Origin of the sequence: Pantoea sp. QMID4, from assembly GCF_030270445.1 — a bacterium.
Lineage (GTDB): Bacteria > Pseudomonadota > Gammaproteobacteria > Enterobacterales > Enterobacteriaceae > Pantoea > Pantoea vagans.
In genome coordinates, this window is sequence record NZ_BSXL01000007.1 from 13,026 (window position 1) to 31,141 (window position 18,116).

General features: G+C 59.3%; 18 protein-coding genes. 13 read left to right on the top strand and 5 right to left on the bottom strand.

The annotated features are described in order from the left end of the window. Window positions 1–5 precede the first annotated feature (5 nt). Window positions 6–1,592, bottom strand: a complete 1,587-nt coding sequence (locus tag QSK07_RS16065) for a gamma-glutamyltransferase family protein (protein ID WP_285720978.1) — start codon at window positions 1,590–1,592, stop codon at window positions 6–8. 138 nt (window positions 1,593–1,730) lie between these two features. Between QSK07_RS16065 and hpxU the strand changes: the two genes are divergently transcribed. The 9 genes from hpxU (at window position 1,731) to uraH (ending at window position 8,930) form a co-directional block, all read left to right on the top strand. Then, complete coding sequence (gene hpxU / locus QSK07_RS16070; RefSeq protein WP_285720977.1) at window positions 1,731–2,570, top strand: MurR/RpiR family transcriptional regulator HpxU; 840 nt, start codon at window positions 1,731–1,733, stop codon at window positions 2,568–2,570. A 191-nt stretch (window positions 2,571–2,761) separates the two neighbouring features. Beyond that, window positions 2,762–3,547: a transporter substrate-binding domain-containing protein gene (locus QSK07_RS16075; protein WP_285720976.1), complete on the top strand. Its 786-nt coding sequence runs from the start codon at window positions 2,762–2,764 to the stop codon at window positions 3,545–3,547. A 10-nt stretch (window positions 3,548–3,557) separates the two neighbouring features. After that, window positions 3,558–4,226: an amino acid ABC transporter permease gene (locus QSK07_RS16080; protein WP_098051408.1), complete on the top strand. Its 669-nt coding sequence runs from the start codon at window positions 3,558–3,560 to the stop codon at window positions 4,224–4,226. Next, a complete protein-coding gene (locus QSK07_RS16085) occupies window positions 4,226–4,882 on the top strand; it encodes an amino acid ABC transporter permease (RefSeq protein WP_190285956.1) in 657 nt (218 codons plus the stop codon). The genes QSK07_RS16080 and QSK07_RS16085 overlap by 1 nt, the downstream gene beginning before the upstream one ends. Then, complete coding sequence (locus tag QSK07_RS16090; RefSeq protein ID WP_275220021.1) at window positions 4,863–5,594, top strand: amino acid ABC transporter ATP-binding protein; 732 nt, start codon at window positions 4,863–4,865, stop codon at window positions 5,592–5,594. Before QSK07_RS16085 ends, QSK07_RS16090 begins: the two co-directional genes overlap by 20 nt. A gap of 21 nt (window positions 5,595–5,615) precedes the next feature. Then, window positions 5,616–6,851, top strand: coding sequence for a pyridoxal-phosphate-dependent aminotransferase family protein (locus QSK07_RS16095; RefSeq protein ID WP_098051405.1), 1,236 nt, complete (start codon window positions 5,616–5,618; stop codon window positions 6,849–6,851). Next, window positions 6,848–8,101 carry an allantoate amidohydrolase gene (hpxK, locus tag QSK07_RS16100; protein WP_285720975.1) on the top strand — a complete coding sequence of 418 codons (1,254 nt, stop codon included), beginning with the start codon at window positions 6,848–6,850 and terminating at the stop codon, window positions 8,099–8,101. Before QSK07_RS16095 ends, hpxK begins: the two co-directional genes overlap by 4 nt. Before the next feature lie 2 nt (window positions 8,102–8,103). Then, window positions 8,104–8,598 carry a 2-oxo-4-hydroxy-4-carboxy-5-ureidoimidazoline decarboxylase gene (gene uraD, locus QSK07_RS16105; RefSeq protein WP_285720974.1) on the top strand — a complete coding sequence of 165 codons (495 nt, stop codon included), beginning with the start codon at window positions 8,104–8,106 and terminating at the stop codon, window positions 8,596–8,598. Beyond that, entirely contained in the window at window positions 8,595–8,930 is a 336-nt protein-coding gene (uraH, locus tag QSK07_RS16110) for a hydroxyisourate hydrolase (protein ID WP_098051402.1), read from the top strand. Before uraD ends, uraH begins: the two co-directional genes overlap by 4 nt. Window positions 8,931–8,953: 23 nt before the next feature. Here the strand turns inward: uraH and QSK07_RS16115 are convergent, their stop codons facing one another. Next, entirely contained in the window at window positions 8,954–9,721 is a 768-nt protein-coding gene (locus QSK07_RS16115; protein WP_098051401.1) for an amidohydrolase, read from the bottom strand. Continuing rightward, window positions 9,709–10,869, bottom strand: a complete 1,161-nt coding sequence (locus QSK07_RS16120; protein WP_285720973.1) for a pyridoxal phosphate-dependent aminotransferase — start codon at window positions 10,867–10,869, stop codon at window positions 9,709–9,711. The genes QSK07_RS16115 and QSK07_RS16120 overlap by 13 nt, the downstream gene beginning before the upstream one ends. 305 nt (window positions 10,870–11,174) lie before the next feature. Between QSK07_RS16120 and QSK07_RS16125 the strand changes: the two genes are divergently transcribed. From QSK07_RS16125 to QSK07_RS16135, 3 genes are read left to right on the top strand one after another with little or no spacing between them, the layout of a single operon-like run. Next, the gene (locus QSK07_RS16125; RefSeq protein WP_285720972.1) at window positions 11,175–11,789 is read left to right on the top strand and encodes a methylthioribulose 1-phosphate dehydratase; all 615 of its coding nucleotides are present in this window, start codon (window positions 11,175–11,177) and stop codon (window positions 11,787–11,789) included. Then, window positions 11,786–12,469: an acireductone synthase gene (gene mtnC, locus QSK07_RS16130; RefSeq protein ID WP_285720971.1), complete on the top strand. Its 684-nt coding sequence runs from the start codon at window positions 11,786–11,788 to the stop codon at window positions 12,467–12,469. The genes QSK07_RS16125 and mtnC overlap by 4 nt, the downstream gene beginning before the upstream one ends. A gap of 1 nt (window position 12,470) precedes the next feature. Continuing rightward, window positions 12,471–13,013 carry a 1,2-dihydroxy-3-keto-5-methylthiopentene dioxygenase gene (locus QSK07_RS16135; protein ID WP_061061694.1) on the top strand — a complete coding sequence of 181 codons (543 nt, stop codon included), beginning with the start codon at window positions 12,471–12,473 and terminating at the stop codon, window positions 13,011–13,013. A gap of 55 nt (window positions 13,014–13,068) precedes the next feature. Here QSK07_RS16135 and mtnA read toward each other — a convergent pair whose 3' ends face one another. Next, window positions 13,069–14,091 (bottom strand): S-methyl-5-thioribose-1-phosphate isomerase, encoded by a 1,023-nt coding sequence (gene mtnA, locus QSK07_RS16140; protein ID WP_285720970.1) that lies wholly within the window; start codon window positions 14,089–14,091, stop codon window positions 13,069–13,071. 120 nt (window positions 14,092–14,211) lie between these two features. Between mtnA and mtnK the strand changes: the two genes are divergently transcribed. Further along, window positions 14,212–15,411, top strand: a complete 1,200-nt coding sequence (gene mtnK / locus QSK07_RS16145) for an S-methyl-5-thioribose kinase (RefSeq protein WP_285720969.1) — start codon at window positions 14,212–14,214, stop codon at window positions 15,409–15,411. Window positions 15,412–15,646: 235 nt separating this feature from the next. Here the strand turns inward: mtnK and fadE are convergent, their stop codons facing one another. Then, window positions 15,647–18,097: an acyl-CoA dehydrogenase FadE gene (gene fadE, locus QSK07_RS16150; protein WP_285720968.1), complete on the bottom strand. Its 2,451-nt coding sequence runs from the start codon at window positions 18,095–18,097 to the stop codon at window positions 15,647–15,649. Between the last annotated feature and the right edge of the window lie 19 nt (window positions 18,098–18,116).

Consider the following 18,116-nt stretch of genomic DNA (forward strand, 5'->3'; position numbering starts at 1 on the left):
TCCTGTTAAAAACCGGCGGCGCTGCCGTTACTGCGTGGATCGCTTGCGCCCTCAAACATGCCGTTGCTGTGACGCACAATCGCGCCCGCATGACCTACGGATTCGCTGAAGTCCGGCAGCCGTTCCACCTCATGTCCCCACAGGCGCAGCATCAATACCGTTTCGTCGTCAAAGCGGCCTTCCAGTTTTAATGAGTCGGACGATTGCCCCCAGGTCCGGCCCAGCAGCCAGCGCGGCGCACTGACCGCCTGTTGTAACGGCAAGCCCTGAATCACATGGCGGGTGAAAATCGCCGCCTGGGTCTGCGGCTGTCCATCTCCGCCCATTGCGCCATACACCATTGTCCGGCCATCTTTCAGCCGCGCGGCGGCGGGATTCAGGGTATGGAACGGCTGCTTACCAGGCACCAGCGCCAGCAGATGGTCAGGGTCGAGGCTGAACGCAGCGCCCCGGTTCTGCCAGGTGATGCCGGTGCCGGGCAGCACGACACCGCTGCCAAACTCGTGGTAAATGCTCTGAATAAAGGAAACAGCGAGACCGCTGCTGTCCATCACGCCCATCCAGACCGTATCGCCCGGTCCGCGTCCGCTGCCCCAGGCGGCGGCCTCGCCATCGGCAATCTGGCTGGCGAGCGTATCAAGATGATCGCTATCCAGCAGCGCCTGTACATCTTCGGTGACGTGACGCGGATCGGTAATGTGTTTATCGCGCAGCGCAAAGGCTTTTTTGGTGGCTTCCACGATGCGGTGCACCGTCTGCGCGTCGTCAGCCTGCGCCATCTCCAGCCGATCGGAGATGCCGAGGATCGCCAGCGAAACGACGCCCTGGGTCGGTGGAGCGATATTCCAGATGTCGCCTTCGCTGTGGGCAAGATGCAGCGGTGTCGTGCGACGGGCGTGATGCTGCTGCAGATCGGCCAGCGTCACCGGCATGCCCAGCGTGACCATCTCGTCGGCCATATGGTGAGCCAGCGGGCCGCGATAAAAGCTGTCGAGTCCCTCTTCGGTGAGCTGGCTCAGGGTGTTCGCCAGTGCAGGCTGAGTAAAACGGCTGCCCGGCTGCGGCACATCGCCGTCGGGCATAAAATGGGCACGAAAGCCGGGCTGATGCTGCAACTCACTGAGGAAGTTCGTGGTCGCGGCGGTCTGTGAGGCGGTCACCGGAATACCGTTGTCGGCGTAGCGAATCGCATCCCGCAGCAGACGGGTCAGCGGTAGCGGCGGGGTGCCCATCTCTGCAGAGAGCGTCAGTGCTTCCTGCCAGCCGCTGACCGTACCGGCCACGGTCAGCGCCGCTTTTGGCCCGCGGTGTGGGATCGTCGGGTTATCCGCGTAAAAATCGCGGTGAGCCAGCGAACCGGCGGCACCGCTGGCGTCGATAGCGACCGGATCGCCGCCTGGCGGCAGAATCAGCCAGAAGCCATCGCCGCCCAGTCCGTTCATGTGCGGATAGACCACGGCGATCGTCGCGGCAGCGGCCACCATCGCTTCAATGGCATTACCGCCATCGCGCAGCACCGCGAGCGCACTTTCACTCGCCAGATGGTGTGGCGTCACCGCCATCCCCTGCGGGGCCATATTGCTTTGAATCATCTTTTTCTCGTTCTTTGGGTGACAGAACCCATAACAAAGCAAGAGCTGTTCCAGTTTTCATGCTCAGCTGACGATGCGCCGGTTAACCTGGCGTAAATTGTGCTAGCTTCTGCTGAAACAAAAGTTACAGGACGCCTTATGAAACAGCTTGATGAACGACTCCGAAGTCACTATCCCCAGCTCTCTCCGCAGGAGCAGCGTATTGCCGACTTCGTGTTTGACCACTTCGATGATCTGATCAGCTACAACAGCGCCGAGCTGGCGCGGCTCAGTGGCGTGTCGAAAGCCACGGTCAGTCGACTGTTTAAGCGTCTGGGCTATGAGAAGTACAAGGATATGCGTGATGAGCTTCGCATCCTGCGCCAGAGTGGCATGCCGCTGACCGATAACCGGGATGCAGTGCAGGGCAATACGCTGCTGGCACGTCATTACAAGCAGGAGATGGCTAATCTGACGCAGTGGGTAAATAGCCTGGATGCCCGGCACTTTAATGAGGTTATCCAGCAGCTGGCGCAGGCTAAACGTGTCTTTATCATTGGCATGCGCAACGCCTATCCGGTCGCGCTACATCTGCGACAGCAGCTGGTGCAGGCGCGTTCTCAGGTGCATATCCTGCCGCAGCCGGGGCAGACGCTGGCTGAGGAGCTGGTGGATATCACGCCGGATGACATGGTGATCGTGATGGCGTTTCGCCGCCGTCCGCGCATCATTCGCCCGCTGATGCAGCAGCTGCAGACGGCTGGCATCCCGCTGCTGGCGCTGTGTGAGCCACAGGCGCAGACGGTGATTTCGCTGGCGCGCTGGCAGCTCTGTACGCCGCTCGACAGCGTTTCCGCCTTCGACAGTTACAGTGCCGCCATGAGTCTGGTTAACCTGATCGCCAATGCGCTGCTGCATGAAATGCTGGCACAGGGACGCCAGCGGATTCATCAGATTGCCGACCTTTACCAGCAGTTTGACGAGCTGGAGCACCGTTAACAGGCACCGTTTTGGTGCTTTGCCCCATTTCAGAACACTACCTCCCCGGCCTGATTGCCCCGATTACGCCGGATTTCCGTTGAACTCTCTGCCGCTTAATCCTTTTTCTATTGCTACGCGTATTGGCACATTAGTTGCAGATTGCTTGTCAAAGAATCTTTTGTTTCACGTTAATCTCACCGGGGTGCATAATGAAAAAAGTTTTGATGGCGGTTGCGACAGCGGCATTACTGATGGCACAAACGGGCAGCGCGCTGGCCGATCAACTGCAGGATATCCAGAAGCGCGGCGTCATCCGCGTCGCCGTGCCGCAGGATTTCCCGCCGTTTGGCTCGGTCGGCACTGACCTGCAGCCGCAGGGATATGACATCGATACGGCGAAATATCTGGCTAAGCAGATGAAACTTAAGTTGCAGCTGGTGCCGGTCAGCAGCGCCAACCGCGTGCCTTATCTGCAAACCGACAAGGTCGATCTGGTCATCTCCAGCATGGGTAAAAACGCCGAGCGTGAGAAAGTGATCGATTTCACCCGCGCCTATGCGCCGTTCTTCCTGGGCGTATTCGGTCCGAAAGGCGATGAAATTAAGGCGGCGTCGGGTCTGAGCGGCAAGTCGATTGGCGTCACGCGCGGTGCGGTAGAAGATATGGTGCTGAGCGAAGTGGCCCCGAAAGATGCGCAGGTGAAACGCTATGAAGACAACAACACCACGCTGTCTGCGTATCTCTCCGGTCAGGTGCAGTATGTCGCAACCGGCAACCTGGTCGTCGCCGCCATTGCGCGCCAGAATCCGGCTAAAGCGCCAGTGGCGCAGTTTATGCTGAAAGATTCACCCTGCTATATCGGCCTGAAAAAAGATGAGCCGGCACTGAAAGCGAAAGTGAATGAACTGATTGAGCAGGGTATTAAAGACGGCACGCTGAATAAACTCTCTGAAGAGTGGCTGAAAGCACCGCTGCCTGCGAACCTCGGCGCCTGAGGACGGATTCATGATCGGGCAACTTAACTTTCCCGCCCTGTGGCCCTACTGGCCGGAGCTGCTCTCCGGTCTGTGGGTCACCATCCAGCTGACGGTGCTGGCGACCACCGGTGGCGTGGCGCTCGGCATTGCGGGTGCCGCGCTGCGCAGCGGCAAACCGAGCTGGGTGAGCCGTCTGTGGGGCATCTATGTCGAGCTGATCCGCAATACGCCGTTTGTGGTGCAACTGTTTTTTATCGTTTTCGGTCTGCCTGCGCTGGGGCTGAAACTCACTGCGGGTGAGGCGGCGCTGCTGGCGATGCTGATCAACCTTGGCGCCTACAGCACCGAGATTATCCGCGCCGGGATTCAGGTAACGCCTAAAGGGCAGTGGGAGGCGGGACGGGTGCTGGGATTAACCCGCAGCCAGACTTTTCTGCGGGTCGTGCTGCCGCCTGCGCTGCAGCGCATTTATCCGGCGCTGGTGAGTCAGTGCATCATTGTGATGCTGGGCTCGTCGGTGGTGTCGCAGGTCTCCTATGAGGAGCTGACCTTCGCTGCCAACCTGATTCAGTCGCGTACTTTCTTAAGTTTTGAGGTCTATCTGGTGACCACGCTTATCTACCTGGCGTTGTCGATTGCGATGCGCCATCTGCTGCTGGCGATTGGCCGTAAATGGTTTGGAGTGCAGGCATCATGATGACGACCTTTACCGACTGGGACATCCTGCGCAACCTGCTGCTGGCGGCGCGCTGGACCCTGTTGCTGTCGCTGGTGGCCTTCGTTGGCGGCACGCTGGTGACGCTGCCGCTGCTGTTTCTGCGACTGCTGCAGCGTAAGTGGCTGACGCGCCTGATACGCGGTTACACCGCGCTGTTTCAGGGCACGCCGCTGCTGATGCAGCTGTTCCTGGCATTTTTCGGCGTCGGCCTGTTCGGCATTGATGTCGCCCCCTGGACCGCCGCTTCGCTGGCGCTGACCTTCTATACCAGCGCCTTTCTGGTGGACATCTGGTACGGCAGCATCCGCGCCCTGCCGAAAGGGCAGTGGGAAGCGTCGCGCTGCCTCGGCCTGACCTTTGGTCAGACGCTGTGGCGGGTGGTGGCACCGCAGGCGATCCGCATCGGTATCGCCCCGACGGTGGGATTCGCCGTGCAGGTCATCAAGGGCACCGCGCTGGCGTCGATTATCGGGTTCATCGAGCTGACCAAAGCCGGCACCATTCTGAACAACGTGACTTATCAGCCGTTTAAAGTCTTTGGGCTGGTGGCACTGGGCTACTTCCTGATGTGTTATCCGCTGTCTCGCTACAGCCAGTATCTGGAGAAAAAATTCAATGCCGCTCATCACCATTAATCAGGTGCAAAAATATTACGGCGACAACCATGTGTTGAAAGGTGTGGATCTGGATATCGACATGGGCGAGGTGATCTCGATCATTGGTCGCAGCGGATCGGGTAAAAGCACGTTACTGCGCTGCATGAATGGGCTGGAAGGCTATCAGGAGGGCAGCATCAAGCTCGGCGGGATGACAATCACTGACCGCGATTCGCAGGCGCGTGAAATCAGCCGCTCGATCGGGATGGTGTTTCAGAGCTTCAACCTGTTCCCGCATATGACGGCGCTGGAGAACGTCATGCTGGCGCCGCGCCGGGTGCTGAAGAAAAGCGAGGCTGAGTGCCGGGCGCTGGCGGCACAGATGCTGGAGAAGGTCGGACTGGGCGAACGCCTTAACTACTATCCTGCCAGCCTCTCCGGCGGTCAGCAGCAGCGCGTGGCGATCGCCCGTGCGCTGGCGATGACGCCGAAAGTTTTACTTTGTGATGAGATCACCTCCGCGCTCGATCCCGAACTGGTGGGCGAAGTGCTCAAGGTTCTGGAGCAGCTGGCGGCAGAGGGCATGACGCTGATCCTCGTCACCCATGAAATGAACTTCGCCCGCGACGTGGGCGATCGTGTGGTCTTTATGCACCAGGGACGCGTCTGGGAGCAGGGCGACAGTAAAACGCTGTTCGCCCAGCCGCAGACGCCGGAACTGAAACAGTTTATCTCTTCGGTTCGTCTCTGAGTCTTAGAAAAGGAAATGATGATGGATGTTACGCACTACCCGCAACTCAATCCGCCACAGCGTCTGCTGATGGGGCCGGGGCCGATCAACGCCGATCCCCGCGTGCTGCGAGCCATGTCGAGTCAGCTGCTGGGCCAGTACGATCCCGCGATGACCCACTACATGAACGAAGTGATGGCGCTCTATCGCGGCGTGTTCCGCACTGAAAACCGCTGGACGCTGCTGATTGATGGCACGTCACGTGCCGGTATCGAAGCGATTCTGCTGTCGTCTATCCGCCCTGGCGACAAAGTGCTGGTACCGGTGTTTGGACGTTTCGGTCACCTGCTGTGCGAAATTGCCCGCCGCTGTCGTGCAGAAGTTCACACCATTGAAGCGCCGTGGGGCGAAGTCTTTACCCCGGACCAGATTGAAGATGCGATCAAAAAAGTGCGACCGCGCCTGCTGCTGACCGTGCAGGGCGACACCTCGACCACCATGCTGCAGCCGCTGGAGCAGCTGGGCGCAATCTGCAAACAGTATGGCGTGCTGTTCTACACCGATGCCACCGCGTCGCTGGCGGGTAACACGCTGGAAACGGATGCCTGGGGGCTGGATGCCGTGTCGGCGGGGATGCAGAAATGCCTGGGTGGTCCATCGGGCACGTCTCCGGTCACTCTGAGCGCAGAGATGGAAGCCGTGATCCGCAAACGCAAATGCGTAGAGCAGGGGATCCGCACCGAAGCGCATCAGGATGGCGAAGAGGAAATGATCTACTCCAACTATTTTGATCTCGGCATGATCATGGATTACTGGGGCCCGGAGCGACTCAACCATCACACCGAAGCGACCAGTGCGCTGTTTGGCGCGCGCGAGTGCGCCCGTCTGATCCTGCAGGAGGGGCTGGATAACGGCATCGCCCGCCACAAACTGCACGGTGAAGCGATGCTGAAAGGCATTCAGGGGATGGGGCTGGAGACCTTTGGCGACCTGAAAAACAAAATGAACAACGTGCTGGGCGTGATGATCCCGTCAGGCGTGAATGGCGATCAGGTGCGCAAGCTGATGCTGGAAGATTTCGGCATTGAAATTGGCACCTCATTTGGTCCGCTGCATGGCAAGGTGTGGCGCATCGGCACTATGGGCTACAACGCGCGTAAAGATTGCGTGATGCAGACCCTGTCGGCGCTGGAAACGGTGCTGACCTACGTCGGCTACCGCACGCCGCAGGGCGCCGCCGCGCAGGCCGCGTGGGATCACTACGGGAGCCACGCATGATGATGAGTGCCAGCGAAGCCCAGGTCGCGGCACAGCGCGTGATGGCGCGCTGCGATACGCTGGCCGCGATCAGCGAAATGGCTGAGGGACTGACCCGCGTCTACCTCTCGCCAGAACATCTGCGCGCTAACGCCTGCGTCGGTGAGTGGATGCAGGCGGCGGGAATGCAGGTGTGGCAGGATGAAGTCGGCAATATCTGTGGGCGCTACGAGGCGGCAGAGGCAGGTGCACCTGCGCTGCTGCTTGGCTCGCATCTCGATACGGTACGGAACGCAGGGCGATATGACGGGATGCTGGGCGTGCTCAGCGCCATTGAAACCGTGCAGTGGCTTAACGAACATCAGTGCCGCCTGCCGCTGGCGATTGAGGTAATTGGCTTCGGTGACGAAGAAGGCACCCGTTTTGGCATTACGCTGCTCGGCAGTCGGGGTATTACCGGCAGCTGGCCGCAAAGCTGGGTGACCCATCCTGATGGCAACGGTATCACCGTGGCGCAGGCGATGGTCGATGTCGGGCTCGACAGCAACAGGATCGCCTCTGCAGCGCGGCGGGTCGAGGATATCGTCGGGTATCTTGAGCTGCACATTGAGCAGGGTCCCTGCCTGGAACAGGAAAATCTGGCGCTGGGCGTAGTTACGGCGATCAACGGTGCGCGCCGCCTGAACTGCCGTTTCACCGGTGAAGCGGGCCATGCGGGCACAGTGCCGATGACCCATCGCAAAGATGCGCTGGCGGCGGCGGCCGAGTGGATGGTGTTTATCGAGCAGACCACCCGTGAGCAGGACCCGCAGCTGGTCGCCACCGTCGGTACGATTAACTGTGCGCCGGGTGCCGTGAATGTCATCCCTGGCGAGGTGTCGCTGTCGCTGGATGTGCGTGGTCCGCTGGACACGCCGCTGGAGACGCTGCTCTCCAGCCTGTTAACCCAGGCAGAGGCGATTGCGCTCCGTCGTGGACTTCAGTTTGAATCGAACGAATATTATCGCATCGGTGCCACCGCCTGTGACTCTGCGCTGCAACAGGCGCTGAGCCATGCGGTGGAAACGGTGCAGGGTCGCAGTCTGTCGCTGCCGAGCGGTGCCGGACACGACGCTATCGCCATCGCTGAATGCTGGCCGGTCGGCATGTTATTTGTGCGTAACCATCGCGGCATCAGTCACCATCCGGCGGAGTCGGTGGCGGTGGACGACGTAGCACCTGCACTGCAGGCCTATTTACAGGCGGTCTCGCTGATTGCCGGACGGAGCTGAACATGGAATTAGCCACATTTAATCAGCTTTCCGCTGACGAAGCACAGGCGGCCATCCGGCACTGTGTGGCGATTCCGCACTGGCAGCAGGCGCTGGTGGCGGCCCGGCCTTTTGCCAACCACGGGGCGCTACTGGCCACTGCCGATGCGCTGGCGCGTCAGTGGCAGCAGCCTCAACTGGAGGCCGCACTGTCGGCGCATCCGCGCATTGGTGAACGCGCGAACGGCGCAGATAAAGACGCCGCGTTGTCGCGCGGCGAGCAGTCCGCTATGCAGCAGGCCGATTACGCGCTGCAACAGGCGATGCAGCAGGGCAATCAGGCGTACGAAGCGCGCTTTGGCCGGGTGTTTCTGATACGCGCCAAAGGGCGCAGCGGCGAGCAGATGCTGGCAGAATTGCAGCGTCGGCTGCAGAATAGCGATGTTGCCGAGCAGCAGGAGGCACTGGATCAGCTGCGTGAAATTACCCTGTTACGCCTTAAGGAGACGATGCAATGAGTACCGTGACGACCCATATTCTTGACACGGCGCTGGGCAAACCGGCCAGCGCCGTGGCGATTTCACTGGAGCAGAACAGCCCGGAAGGGTGGTTTCCGATTTCACAGGGTGAAACGGACAGCGACGGTCGTCTGAAAGATCTGACGCCCGAGCCGCTGACGCCGGGGCATTACCGCTTAACGGCGGAAATTGGCGACTATTTTGCCGTCGCCGGTCGGGATGCGCTCTACGTCAGCGCCCAGATCGATTTTGTGATTGCCGAGGCGGGCAGCCACTTCCATCTGCCGTTTCTGATTTCGCCGTGGTCATGGTCAACCTATCGCGGCAGTTAAGAACTAATGGCCGCGCCTGCGATTCACAGCGAAAAGCGGTCCGCATCCTGCCACGCCGGGAAGCGCTCGCGGTAGGCCTTCAGGGCGTCCAGTGACAGTTCGGCATCCAGCCGGGCGCGCTGATGCGGCTCGGCCGCGCTGAGGATCTCACCCTGCGGTGAAATAATCTGGCTGTCGCCGCTGTAGTGATGCTGATTGCCGTCACTACCGACGCGGTTACAGCCTGCCACATAAGCCTGATTTTCAATCGCCCGCGCTAACAGCAGCGCCTGCCAGTGCAGCGCACGTGGCGCTGGCCAGTTGGCAACATAGAGCGCCAGATCGTAATCGTTGCGGTTGCGCGAGAAAACAGGAAAGCGCAGGTCGTAACAGATTTGCGGCAGAATGCGCCAGCCGCGCCACGTAAAGACCTGACGCTGCTCGCCAGGCAGATAGTGGTGATGTTCGTCCGCCATGCGGAACAGGTGGCGCTTATCATAGTAATGCAGCGTGCCGTCGGGCTCGACCAGCAGGAAGCGGTTGATCGCACCATTGTCGGTCTGAATCGCCGCGCTGCCGCCGACCAGGGCGTCGGTACGACGGGCATGCTGATGCAGCCATTCAACTACCTGTGCCTGTGGCAGCGAGCGTTTCGCCGCCTCCATCGCAAAGCCGGTAGTAAACATCTCTGGCAGCAGAATCAGATCGCGTCCGGTGAGTCCGGCCAGTTGCGCGTCAAAATGACGCAGGTTGGCCTCGCCATCCATCCAGCTCAGCGTCTCCTGCAAAACGGTAATTTTCAAAGCTGACATAAGCGCTCCGCGGCGGCATCTAATGTCGCCGGCTGTTTGGCAAAACAGAGGCGGATCAGTTTGTGAGGAAAAGCATCGGCGCAGAACACCGACAGCGGAATCGCAGCGACGCCCACTTCACGGGTCAGCCACTGGCAGAAACTGACATCATCCAGATCGGAGATGGCGCTGTAATCGACCAGTAAAAAGTAGGTGCCTTCACAGGGCAGTACCTTAAAGCGGCTGTTACTCAGCGCCGTCGCCAGCCGATCGCGGCGGTCACGATAAAACGCCGGCAGCTCAAAATAGTGTTCCGGATGCTCACGCAGCATATCGGCAATCGCCAGCTGCGCCGGGGTATTCACCGAGAAGGTCAGGTACTGATGCACTTTGCGAAGTTCGGCGCTGATCGCCGTTGGGGCAATGCAGTAACCCACTTTCCAGCCGGTCATATGGAACGTCTTGCCAAATGATGACACCGCAATGGCGCGCTGGCGCAGTTCAGGATGGGCCAGCACGCTGGAGTGGCCTGCCTCATCGAAGCAGATATGTTCATACACTTCGTCGCTCAGCACATAGATTGGGTGCTGAGCAATCGCCTGCCACAGCGCGGCGAAATCCTCCTGCTGCCAGACGGTGGCGGAAGGATTGTGCGGCGTATTCAGGATCACCAGTCGGGTTTTGTCACTCAGCAACTCAGCAAACGCCTGCCAGTCTACCCGAAAGGCTGGCGGCTGCAGCGTAATGCGTTTCATCACGCCGCCCGACAGCTCCACCGCAGGGGCATAGCTGTCATAGCTGGGATCAAAGCAAATGACCTCATCGCCCGGCCGCACCAGCGCGGTAACTGCCGCATAAAGCGCTTCGGTTGCGCCCGTCGTCACCGTAATGTCCGTCTCCACATCAGGACGATAGTCATAAAGCCGCGCGGTTTTCTCTGCAATTGCCTCACGCAACGGTAGTGCACCGGTCATCGGCGCATACTGGTTCGCGCCCTGGCTGACGTGATACGCCAGTCGCTGCTGCAGATAGTCCGGGCCGCTGAAATCGGGAAAGCCCTGGGAGAGATTGATGGCGTTGTGCTGCAGCGCCAGCGCACTCATCTGGCTGAAAATCGTGGTGCCGAGCAAAGGGAGTTTGCTCTCGGGGATCAGGTTGTGCTGCGTCATAGTGTCAGGCCTTAAGCGCGAAGATTGATGCGGTGTCACCCGGTATTTGTGCCACTATAAACAGGATGGTAGTATTTGGCAATCAAGACGCTTAGACGGCTAAATGCGTCATGCTCCACATCTCTTCTGCGTTGGCCGCGTTTGCTTACCCCGGTCACTGACAGGTGTCAGCTCCCGGGGACGCGCGCACTTGCCGCCTTGCTGAGATGCGGATCATTTAGCATTTATATGCGTCATGCTCCGCGCGTCAGGGGCGTTGGCTACGCGTACTTACCCGGAATCTCATTTCACCGCAAGGAACCTTTATGTCGCAGAGTCTTCCGTTAGATCATCTGGTCGCCGCCTGTCACTGGATTGGGGCGAAAGGCTGGGCACCGGCCACCGGCGGCAATATGTCCCTGCGCCGCGATGAACATGTCTGCCTGCTGAGTGAATCGGGCAAAGATAAAGGCACGCTGACGCGGGATGACTTTATCGAGGTCGATATCGCTACCAGCCAGTCACTCTCTGGCCGTAAGCCGTCAGCAGAAACCGGGCTGCACACGATGATCTATCGCCTCTTTCCCGAGGCGGGTGCGGTGCTACACACCCACACGGTCAATTCGACCGTGCTGTCCCGGGTAGAGCAGGGCGCAGCGCTGCTGCTGCACGGTTATGAGATGCAGAAATCGTTAAGCGGCCAGCACACCCATCTGGATACGCTGGCGATTCCCGTATTCGACAACAGCCAGGACATTGCGGCGCTGGCATCAGAAATTGAAGATTACGCTGCCCGCTTTCCGCTGCGTTACGGCTTTCTGCTGCGCGGGCATGGCTTAACCTGCTGGGGCCGTGATGTCAGCGAAGCCCGCCGTCATCTGGAAGGTATGGAATTTTTGTTCGAATGTGAACGTCAACGTCGTCTGCTGGAGAAAGCATGATTCGCGCCATTGTTACTGATATCGAAGGGACCACCAGCGATATTCGCTTTGTACATAACATCCTGTTTCCCTATGCCCGTCAGCACCTGCCGGACTTCGTGCGTGACAATGCGCAGCAGCCTGAGGTGGCGGCGGCGCTGCAGTCGGTGCGTGAGGAGGCCGGTCAGCCGCAGGCCGATCTGGACGGGGTGACGGACATTCTGCTGGGCTTTATGAACCTGGATCGCAAATCCACCGGCCTGAAAGCGCTGCAGGGGATGATCTGGCGCGACGGCTACGTGAACGGCAGTTTTACCGGTCATCTCTATCCCGACGTCCTCCCGGCGCTCATCCACTGGCAGGCTCAGGGCATTGAAATTTATGTATATTCCTCCGGATCGATTGCGGCGCAGAAATTGTTATTTGGCTACAGCGACGAAGGTGATATTACTGGCCTGTTCAGCGGCTATTTTGACACTCACGTCGGCGCCAAACGCGAAGTCGCGTCTTATAGCGCTATCGCTGCTGAAATTGGTCAGCCAGCGGCGCAGCTGCTGTTTCTCTCCGATATTCATCAGGAGCTGGATGCCGCCGCGGAGGCGGGCTGGCAGACGTTGCAATTACTGCGTGGCGATGCGGACGACGAGAGCCGCCATCGTCAGGTGACGGATTTTTCCCAGATTAACCCGGAGTCTATTTAGGATGAGCGCACTGACTATTTTTACCGACCGCGAAGCCAGCCAGCCGGTGTGGCACAGCACCGACGCAGAAGCGATTCGTGACCGCCTGAATGCTAAAGGTGTCCGTTTTGAGCGCTGGGAAGCCGATCGTGATTTGGGTGAAAACCCGGATGCTGAAACGGTGATCAACGCCTATCAGCATGCGATCGACCGGCTGGTGGCGGAGAAGGGCTATCAGAGCTGGGACGTGATCAGCATGCGTGCCGACAATCCGCAGAAAACCGTGCTGCGCGAGAAGTTTCTCAATGAGCATACGCACGGTGAAGATGAGGTGCGTTTCTTTGTCGAGGGGGCCGGGCTGTTCTGTCTGCATCTGGATGGTGAGATCCTGCAGATCCTGTGCGAGAAAAATGATCTGATCTCGGTGCCCGCGGGCACGCCACACTGGTTTGATATGGGATCGTCACCGCACTTCACGGCGATCCGGATTTTCGATAATCAGGAAGGCTGGGTGGCGAATTTCACCGGCGACAAGATCGCGGATGCCTATCCGCGTCTGGCGTAATCTGTCAGCCTGCACGGTGAGGCGTCTGCCATAGCGGCAGACGCCTCGCAGACCGTTACTGCGGCTGGAAGATGCCGTTCTGTACCTGGTCAGGCGTGACCACGCCAGTATCCAGTACCCAGCCGCTGATCAGGGCGGCAGGCGTGATATCGAACGCCGGGTTGTAAACCTTCGCCGCTTCCGGTGCCCACTGCACGCTGCCAAAACTGCCTGCCACGCCCGTCACTTCACTGGCGGCGCGTTGCTCAATGGGAATCGCTGCGCCGTCAGGACAGTTGCGATCCAGCGTAGTGTGTGGCGCCGCCACGTAAAATGGAATCTGATGATAATGCGCCAGTACCGCCAGGCTGTAGGTGCCGATCTTATTCGCGACATCGCCGTTGGCGGCAATGCGGTCAGCGCCGACCCACACCGCATCCACCTCGCCACGGGCCATCAGGCTGGCGGCCATGGAGTCGGTGATCAGCGTGTAAGGAACCGCCAGTTCGCCCAGCTCCCAGGCGGTCAACCGGCCACCCTGTAACAGCGGACGGGTTTCATCCACCCAGACATTCTTAACCAGCCCCTGCTGATGGGCGCGGGCAATAACGCCCAGCGCGGTACCGACGCCAGCGGTAGCCAGCCCGCCGGTATTGCAGTGGGTCAGCAGCTGGCTGTTGAGTTTTACGAGTGTGCAACCTGCGTCAGCGATGGCGTCGCACAGTTGCTTATCCTCCTGCACCAGCCGCCAGGCTTCCTGAGCCAGCGCAGGGGCAAAGTCTGGCTGTGCCAGCGCCACTTTCATCCGATCCAGGTTGTTCATCAGATTGACCGCAGTAGGGCGGGCGGCACGCAGCGTCTCCAGCGCCAGCGCCAGTTCAGCGCGCGTCAGTCCCTGTTCTGCGAGCAGCGCCAGCAACAGCGAAGCGGAGAGGCCGATCAGCGGCGCACCGCGCACCCGCAGCGCATGAATATGCTCAATCAGCTGAGGCACGCTGTGCGCGGGTAGCCAGCTCTTTTGCTGCGGCAGCGCCTGCTGATCCAGAATCCAGAGCTGATTGTCACGAACCTGTAAGCTGGTGGTTTGAAGTGTCTGCATTGTGGGTGAAATCCATGTTGCGTTAATGATGCGTATTGTGCCAACATGCTGAACGGATGTATAGACGTCTGAACGGCTTATTATACCAGGTATCCCCCTTCGAATGACGAGGAACAGGCAATGTCGCAATACCGTACCTTTACTGCTGCTGATGCTGTGGAATATGCCCGACAATTTGGTGGCGTGGACAATCCTGCCGCGCTGAGCAGCGCAGAAGAGATTGGTGATGGCAACCTCAACCTGGTGTTTAAGATTTATGACGATCAGGGCAACAGTCGCGTCATCGTCAAGCAGGCACTGCCCTATGTGCGCTGCGTGGGGGAGTCCTGGCCGCTGACGCTGGATCGGGCGCGGCTGGAAGCGCAGACCCTGGTCGAGCATTACAAATATTGTCCGCAGCACACAGTGAACATTACCCATTATGATGCGGAGCTGGCAGTAATGGTGATGGAAGATCTTTCCAGCCATCGCATCTGGCGCGGCGAGCTGGTGAAAGGCGCGTATTACCCGCAAGCGGCGCAGCAGTTAGGCGACTACCTGGCACAGACCCTGTTTCATACCTCCGATTTCATCCTGCATCCGCACCAGAAAAAAGCGGAAGTAGCGCGTTTCATTAATCCGGAAATGTGTGAAATCACCGAGGACCTTTTCTTCAACGATCCTTACACCCACCATGAGCGCAACAGCTATCCCGCGGCGCTGGAGCCGCTGGTTGCCAGTCTGCGTGATGATGATGCGTTACGCATTGCGGTGGGCGGCCTTAAACATCGCTTCTTTGCCCATGCTGAGGCCTTGCTGCATGGCGATATTCACAGCGGCTCGATTTTCGTTGCGGACGGCAGTCTGAAAGCGATTGATGCAGAATTTGGCTATTTTGGCCCCATCGGGTTTGATATTGGCACTGCTATCGGCAATCTGCTGATTAACTATTGTGGCCTGCCGGGGCTACTGCCTCCGCGTGAGGCGGCCGATGCACGCGAGCAGCGTCTCAGCGATGTTCACACTCTCTGGACGACCTTTGCGTCAGGCTTCCTGGCGCTGGCAGCTGAGAAAACCCGCGATGAGGCGATGGCTTATCCAGGCTATGCGGCGGCGTTTCTGCATAAAGTGTGGGCCGATACTATCGGTTACTGCGGCACGGAGCTGATTCGCCGCACGGTGGGGATGTCACATGTGGCGGATATGAAGCTGATTGCCGATCCGGCAATGCGTACCGACTGCATCCGTAATGCGATTAATCTGGGACGCACGCTGATTCTGGCAGCCGATCACGTAGAAGATGTGGATGCGCTGATTGCCCGCATCCGTCAGGCGGGATAAAAAAGGCCGACGTGATGTCGGCCACTGAAAGCAGTACTGGCTCAGGGAGCATACGCTCTCCGTGAAGACGCCAGAAACGCCATCCCTGAGGTGCGCCCGTAACCGGGCCAACGCTTTGCGTTGTTAAAAACGCTTCCGGCGTTTTTGTCCCTGGCCCGCTATGCTTTACTCCGGGCGTATGCTCCCATCGCTTTAAGTTCAGTACCCGGTGCCGACATCACATCGGCACTGAATCCTATGCCGCCTCACTCGCCCGTGACGCAGGCTGAGGGGCTTTCTCTGGCACCGGGACTGCCAGTGCGTCTGGCTCAAACTCATCAACGTTAATCGAACGCAGACGACTGGCTTCAGCACGCTGCAACACATCCGCCTCCTTAGCATCGATCCAGCCCTGCTCCAGCGCGCGCTTCGCCAGCGCGTCCAGCCGGGTAAAGGAGAGGTGCTGCTTCGTCTGTTTGCACAGCCTGTCATGGATCTCTTCTGCCGCCATCACATCCTGCAGCGCCTGTTCCAGCTGACCGGCAGGGTTGTGCTCACCCGGCGTCAGATACATGCCACGGCCCAGACGGCTACGGGTAGCTGACGGCTGTTGCAGCATTTTGGCCAGCTGATGATCCAGGCGATCAGATGGCGCAGGGCAGTGATGGCCGCCCGCAAAAATGGTCATCCGCAATGCGCCCGCCACCAGACGGTTCGGGAAGTTACGCAGCAGATCGTCGATTGCCACTTCCGCCTGATGCAGCGCATCCTGCACGCCCCAGTGAACCAGCGGCAGATCGGCTTCGTTGCGGCCTTCATCGTCATAGCGTTTCAGCGTCGCGGAGGCGAGATAGAGCTGGCTTAGCACATCGCCCAGACGCGCCGAGATACGCTCGCGGCGTTTCAGACTGCCGCCCAGTACCGCCATCGACACATCAGAGAGCAACGCCAGGTTGGCACTGATGCGGTTCAGGTGCTGGTAATAACGGCGGGTGCCATCGCGGGTTGGGCTGGCGCTGGTGCGTCCGGCGGTTAAGCCCAGCCACAGGCTGCGCAGGGTGCTGCTGCCCACATAACCGATATGGCTGAACAGCGCGTGATCAAACGCATTAACATCGTTGCTGGCTGCGGCCGCCATCTCCTGCAGCACATAAGGATGGCAGCGAATCGCACCCTGTCCGAAGATAATCATGCTGCGGGTCAGAATGTTAGCGCCTTCCACCGTGATAGCGATCGGTGCGCCCTGATAGGCGCGGGCCAGGAAGTTGCTGTTGCCAAGCATGATGCCTTTACCGCCCGCAATATCCATGGCGTCAATAATGGCGCGCTGGCCGCGATGGGTGCAGTGATATTTCACAATCGCCGATAGCACAGCCGGTTTTTCACCCTGCATAATCCCGGCGGTAATCAGCGTCGCCGCCGCATCCATCACGTAAGCGTTACCGGCGATGCGCGCCAGTGGCTCTTCAATCCCTTCCATCTTACCGATTGAAACCCGGAACTGACGGCGGATATGGGCATACGCACCTGTCGCCAGCGCCACCGTTTTCAGGCTGCCGGTTGAGTTCGAAGGCAGCGTAATACCGCGGCCCACTGACAGACATTCCACCAGCATCCGCCAGCCCTGACCGGCCATCTCCGGGCCGCCAATAATATAGTCAATCGGCACAAAGATATTGTTGCCGCGCGTCGGCCCGTTCTGGAACGGGACGTTAAGCGGGAAGTGGCGATGACCAATTTCCACGCCGGGGGTATGAGTCGGGATCAACGCACAGGTAATGCCAGGATTCTCGTTGTCGCTGAGCAGATGCTCCGGGTCGGAGAGTTTAAACGCCAGGCCCAGCACGGTGGCGATCGGCGCCAGGGTAATGTAGCGCTTGTTCCAGGTCAGCCGCATGCCCAGCACCTGCTGACCCTTCCATTCGCCCATGCAGACCACGCCGGTATCGGGGATCGCCCCGGCATCTGAACCTGCTTCCGGGCTGGTCAGCGCAAAGCAAGGGATCTCATCGCCGCGTGCCAGCCGTGGTAAATAGTGATTTTTCTGCTCTTGGGTGCCGTAGTGCTGCAGCAGTTCGCCCGGACCCAGTGAGTTAGGTACACCCACGGTAATCGCCAGAATCCCGGAGACGCCAGACAGCTTTTGCAGCACGCAGGCCTGCGCATAGGCGGAAAAATCGAGTCCGCCATACTCTTTTTTGATGATCATTGCGAAGAAACGATGCTCTTTCAGATAAGCCCAGAGTTCCGGCGGCATATCGGCCAGCTCATGGGTGATCTGGAAATCGTTAGCCATGCGGCACGCTTCTTCAACCGGGCCATCAAGAAAAGCCTGCTCTTCGGCTGTCAGACGCGGCTGCGGATAGTTATGCAGCTTCTGCCAGTCCGGTTTGCCCTGGAACAGATCGCCTTCCCACCAGGTGGTGCCCGCATCGATCGCCTCTTTTTCAGTGCGCGACATCGGCGGCATCACCTTCTGGAAGCGCTGAAAGATCGGTTTTGAAAACAGGCTGCGGCGCAGTGATGGCAGGTTAAATGGCAGCAGGACGATCGCCAGCGGCAGCAGCAGCCATGGCGTCCAGAGGTGAGCGATAGCCATCGCGGCAGTCCACAGCAGCAGAATCACGCTGCTGAGCCGCAGCGACAGGCGGTGATAGAACAGGGCGCCGATCAGCGCCACCGTGGCAAGTATTGAAACAACCATCATAATGAACTACTCCAGGAAG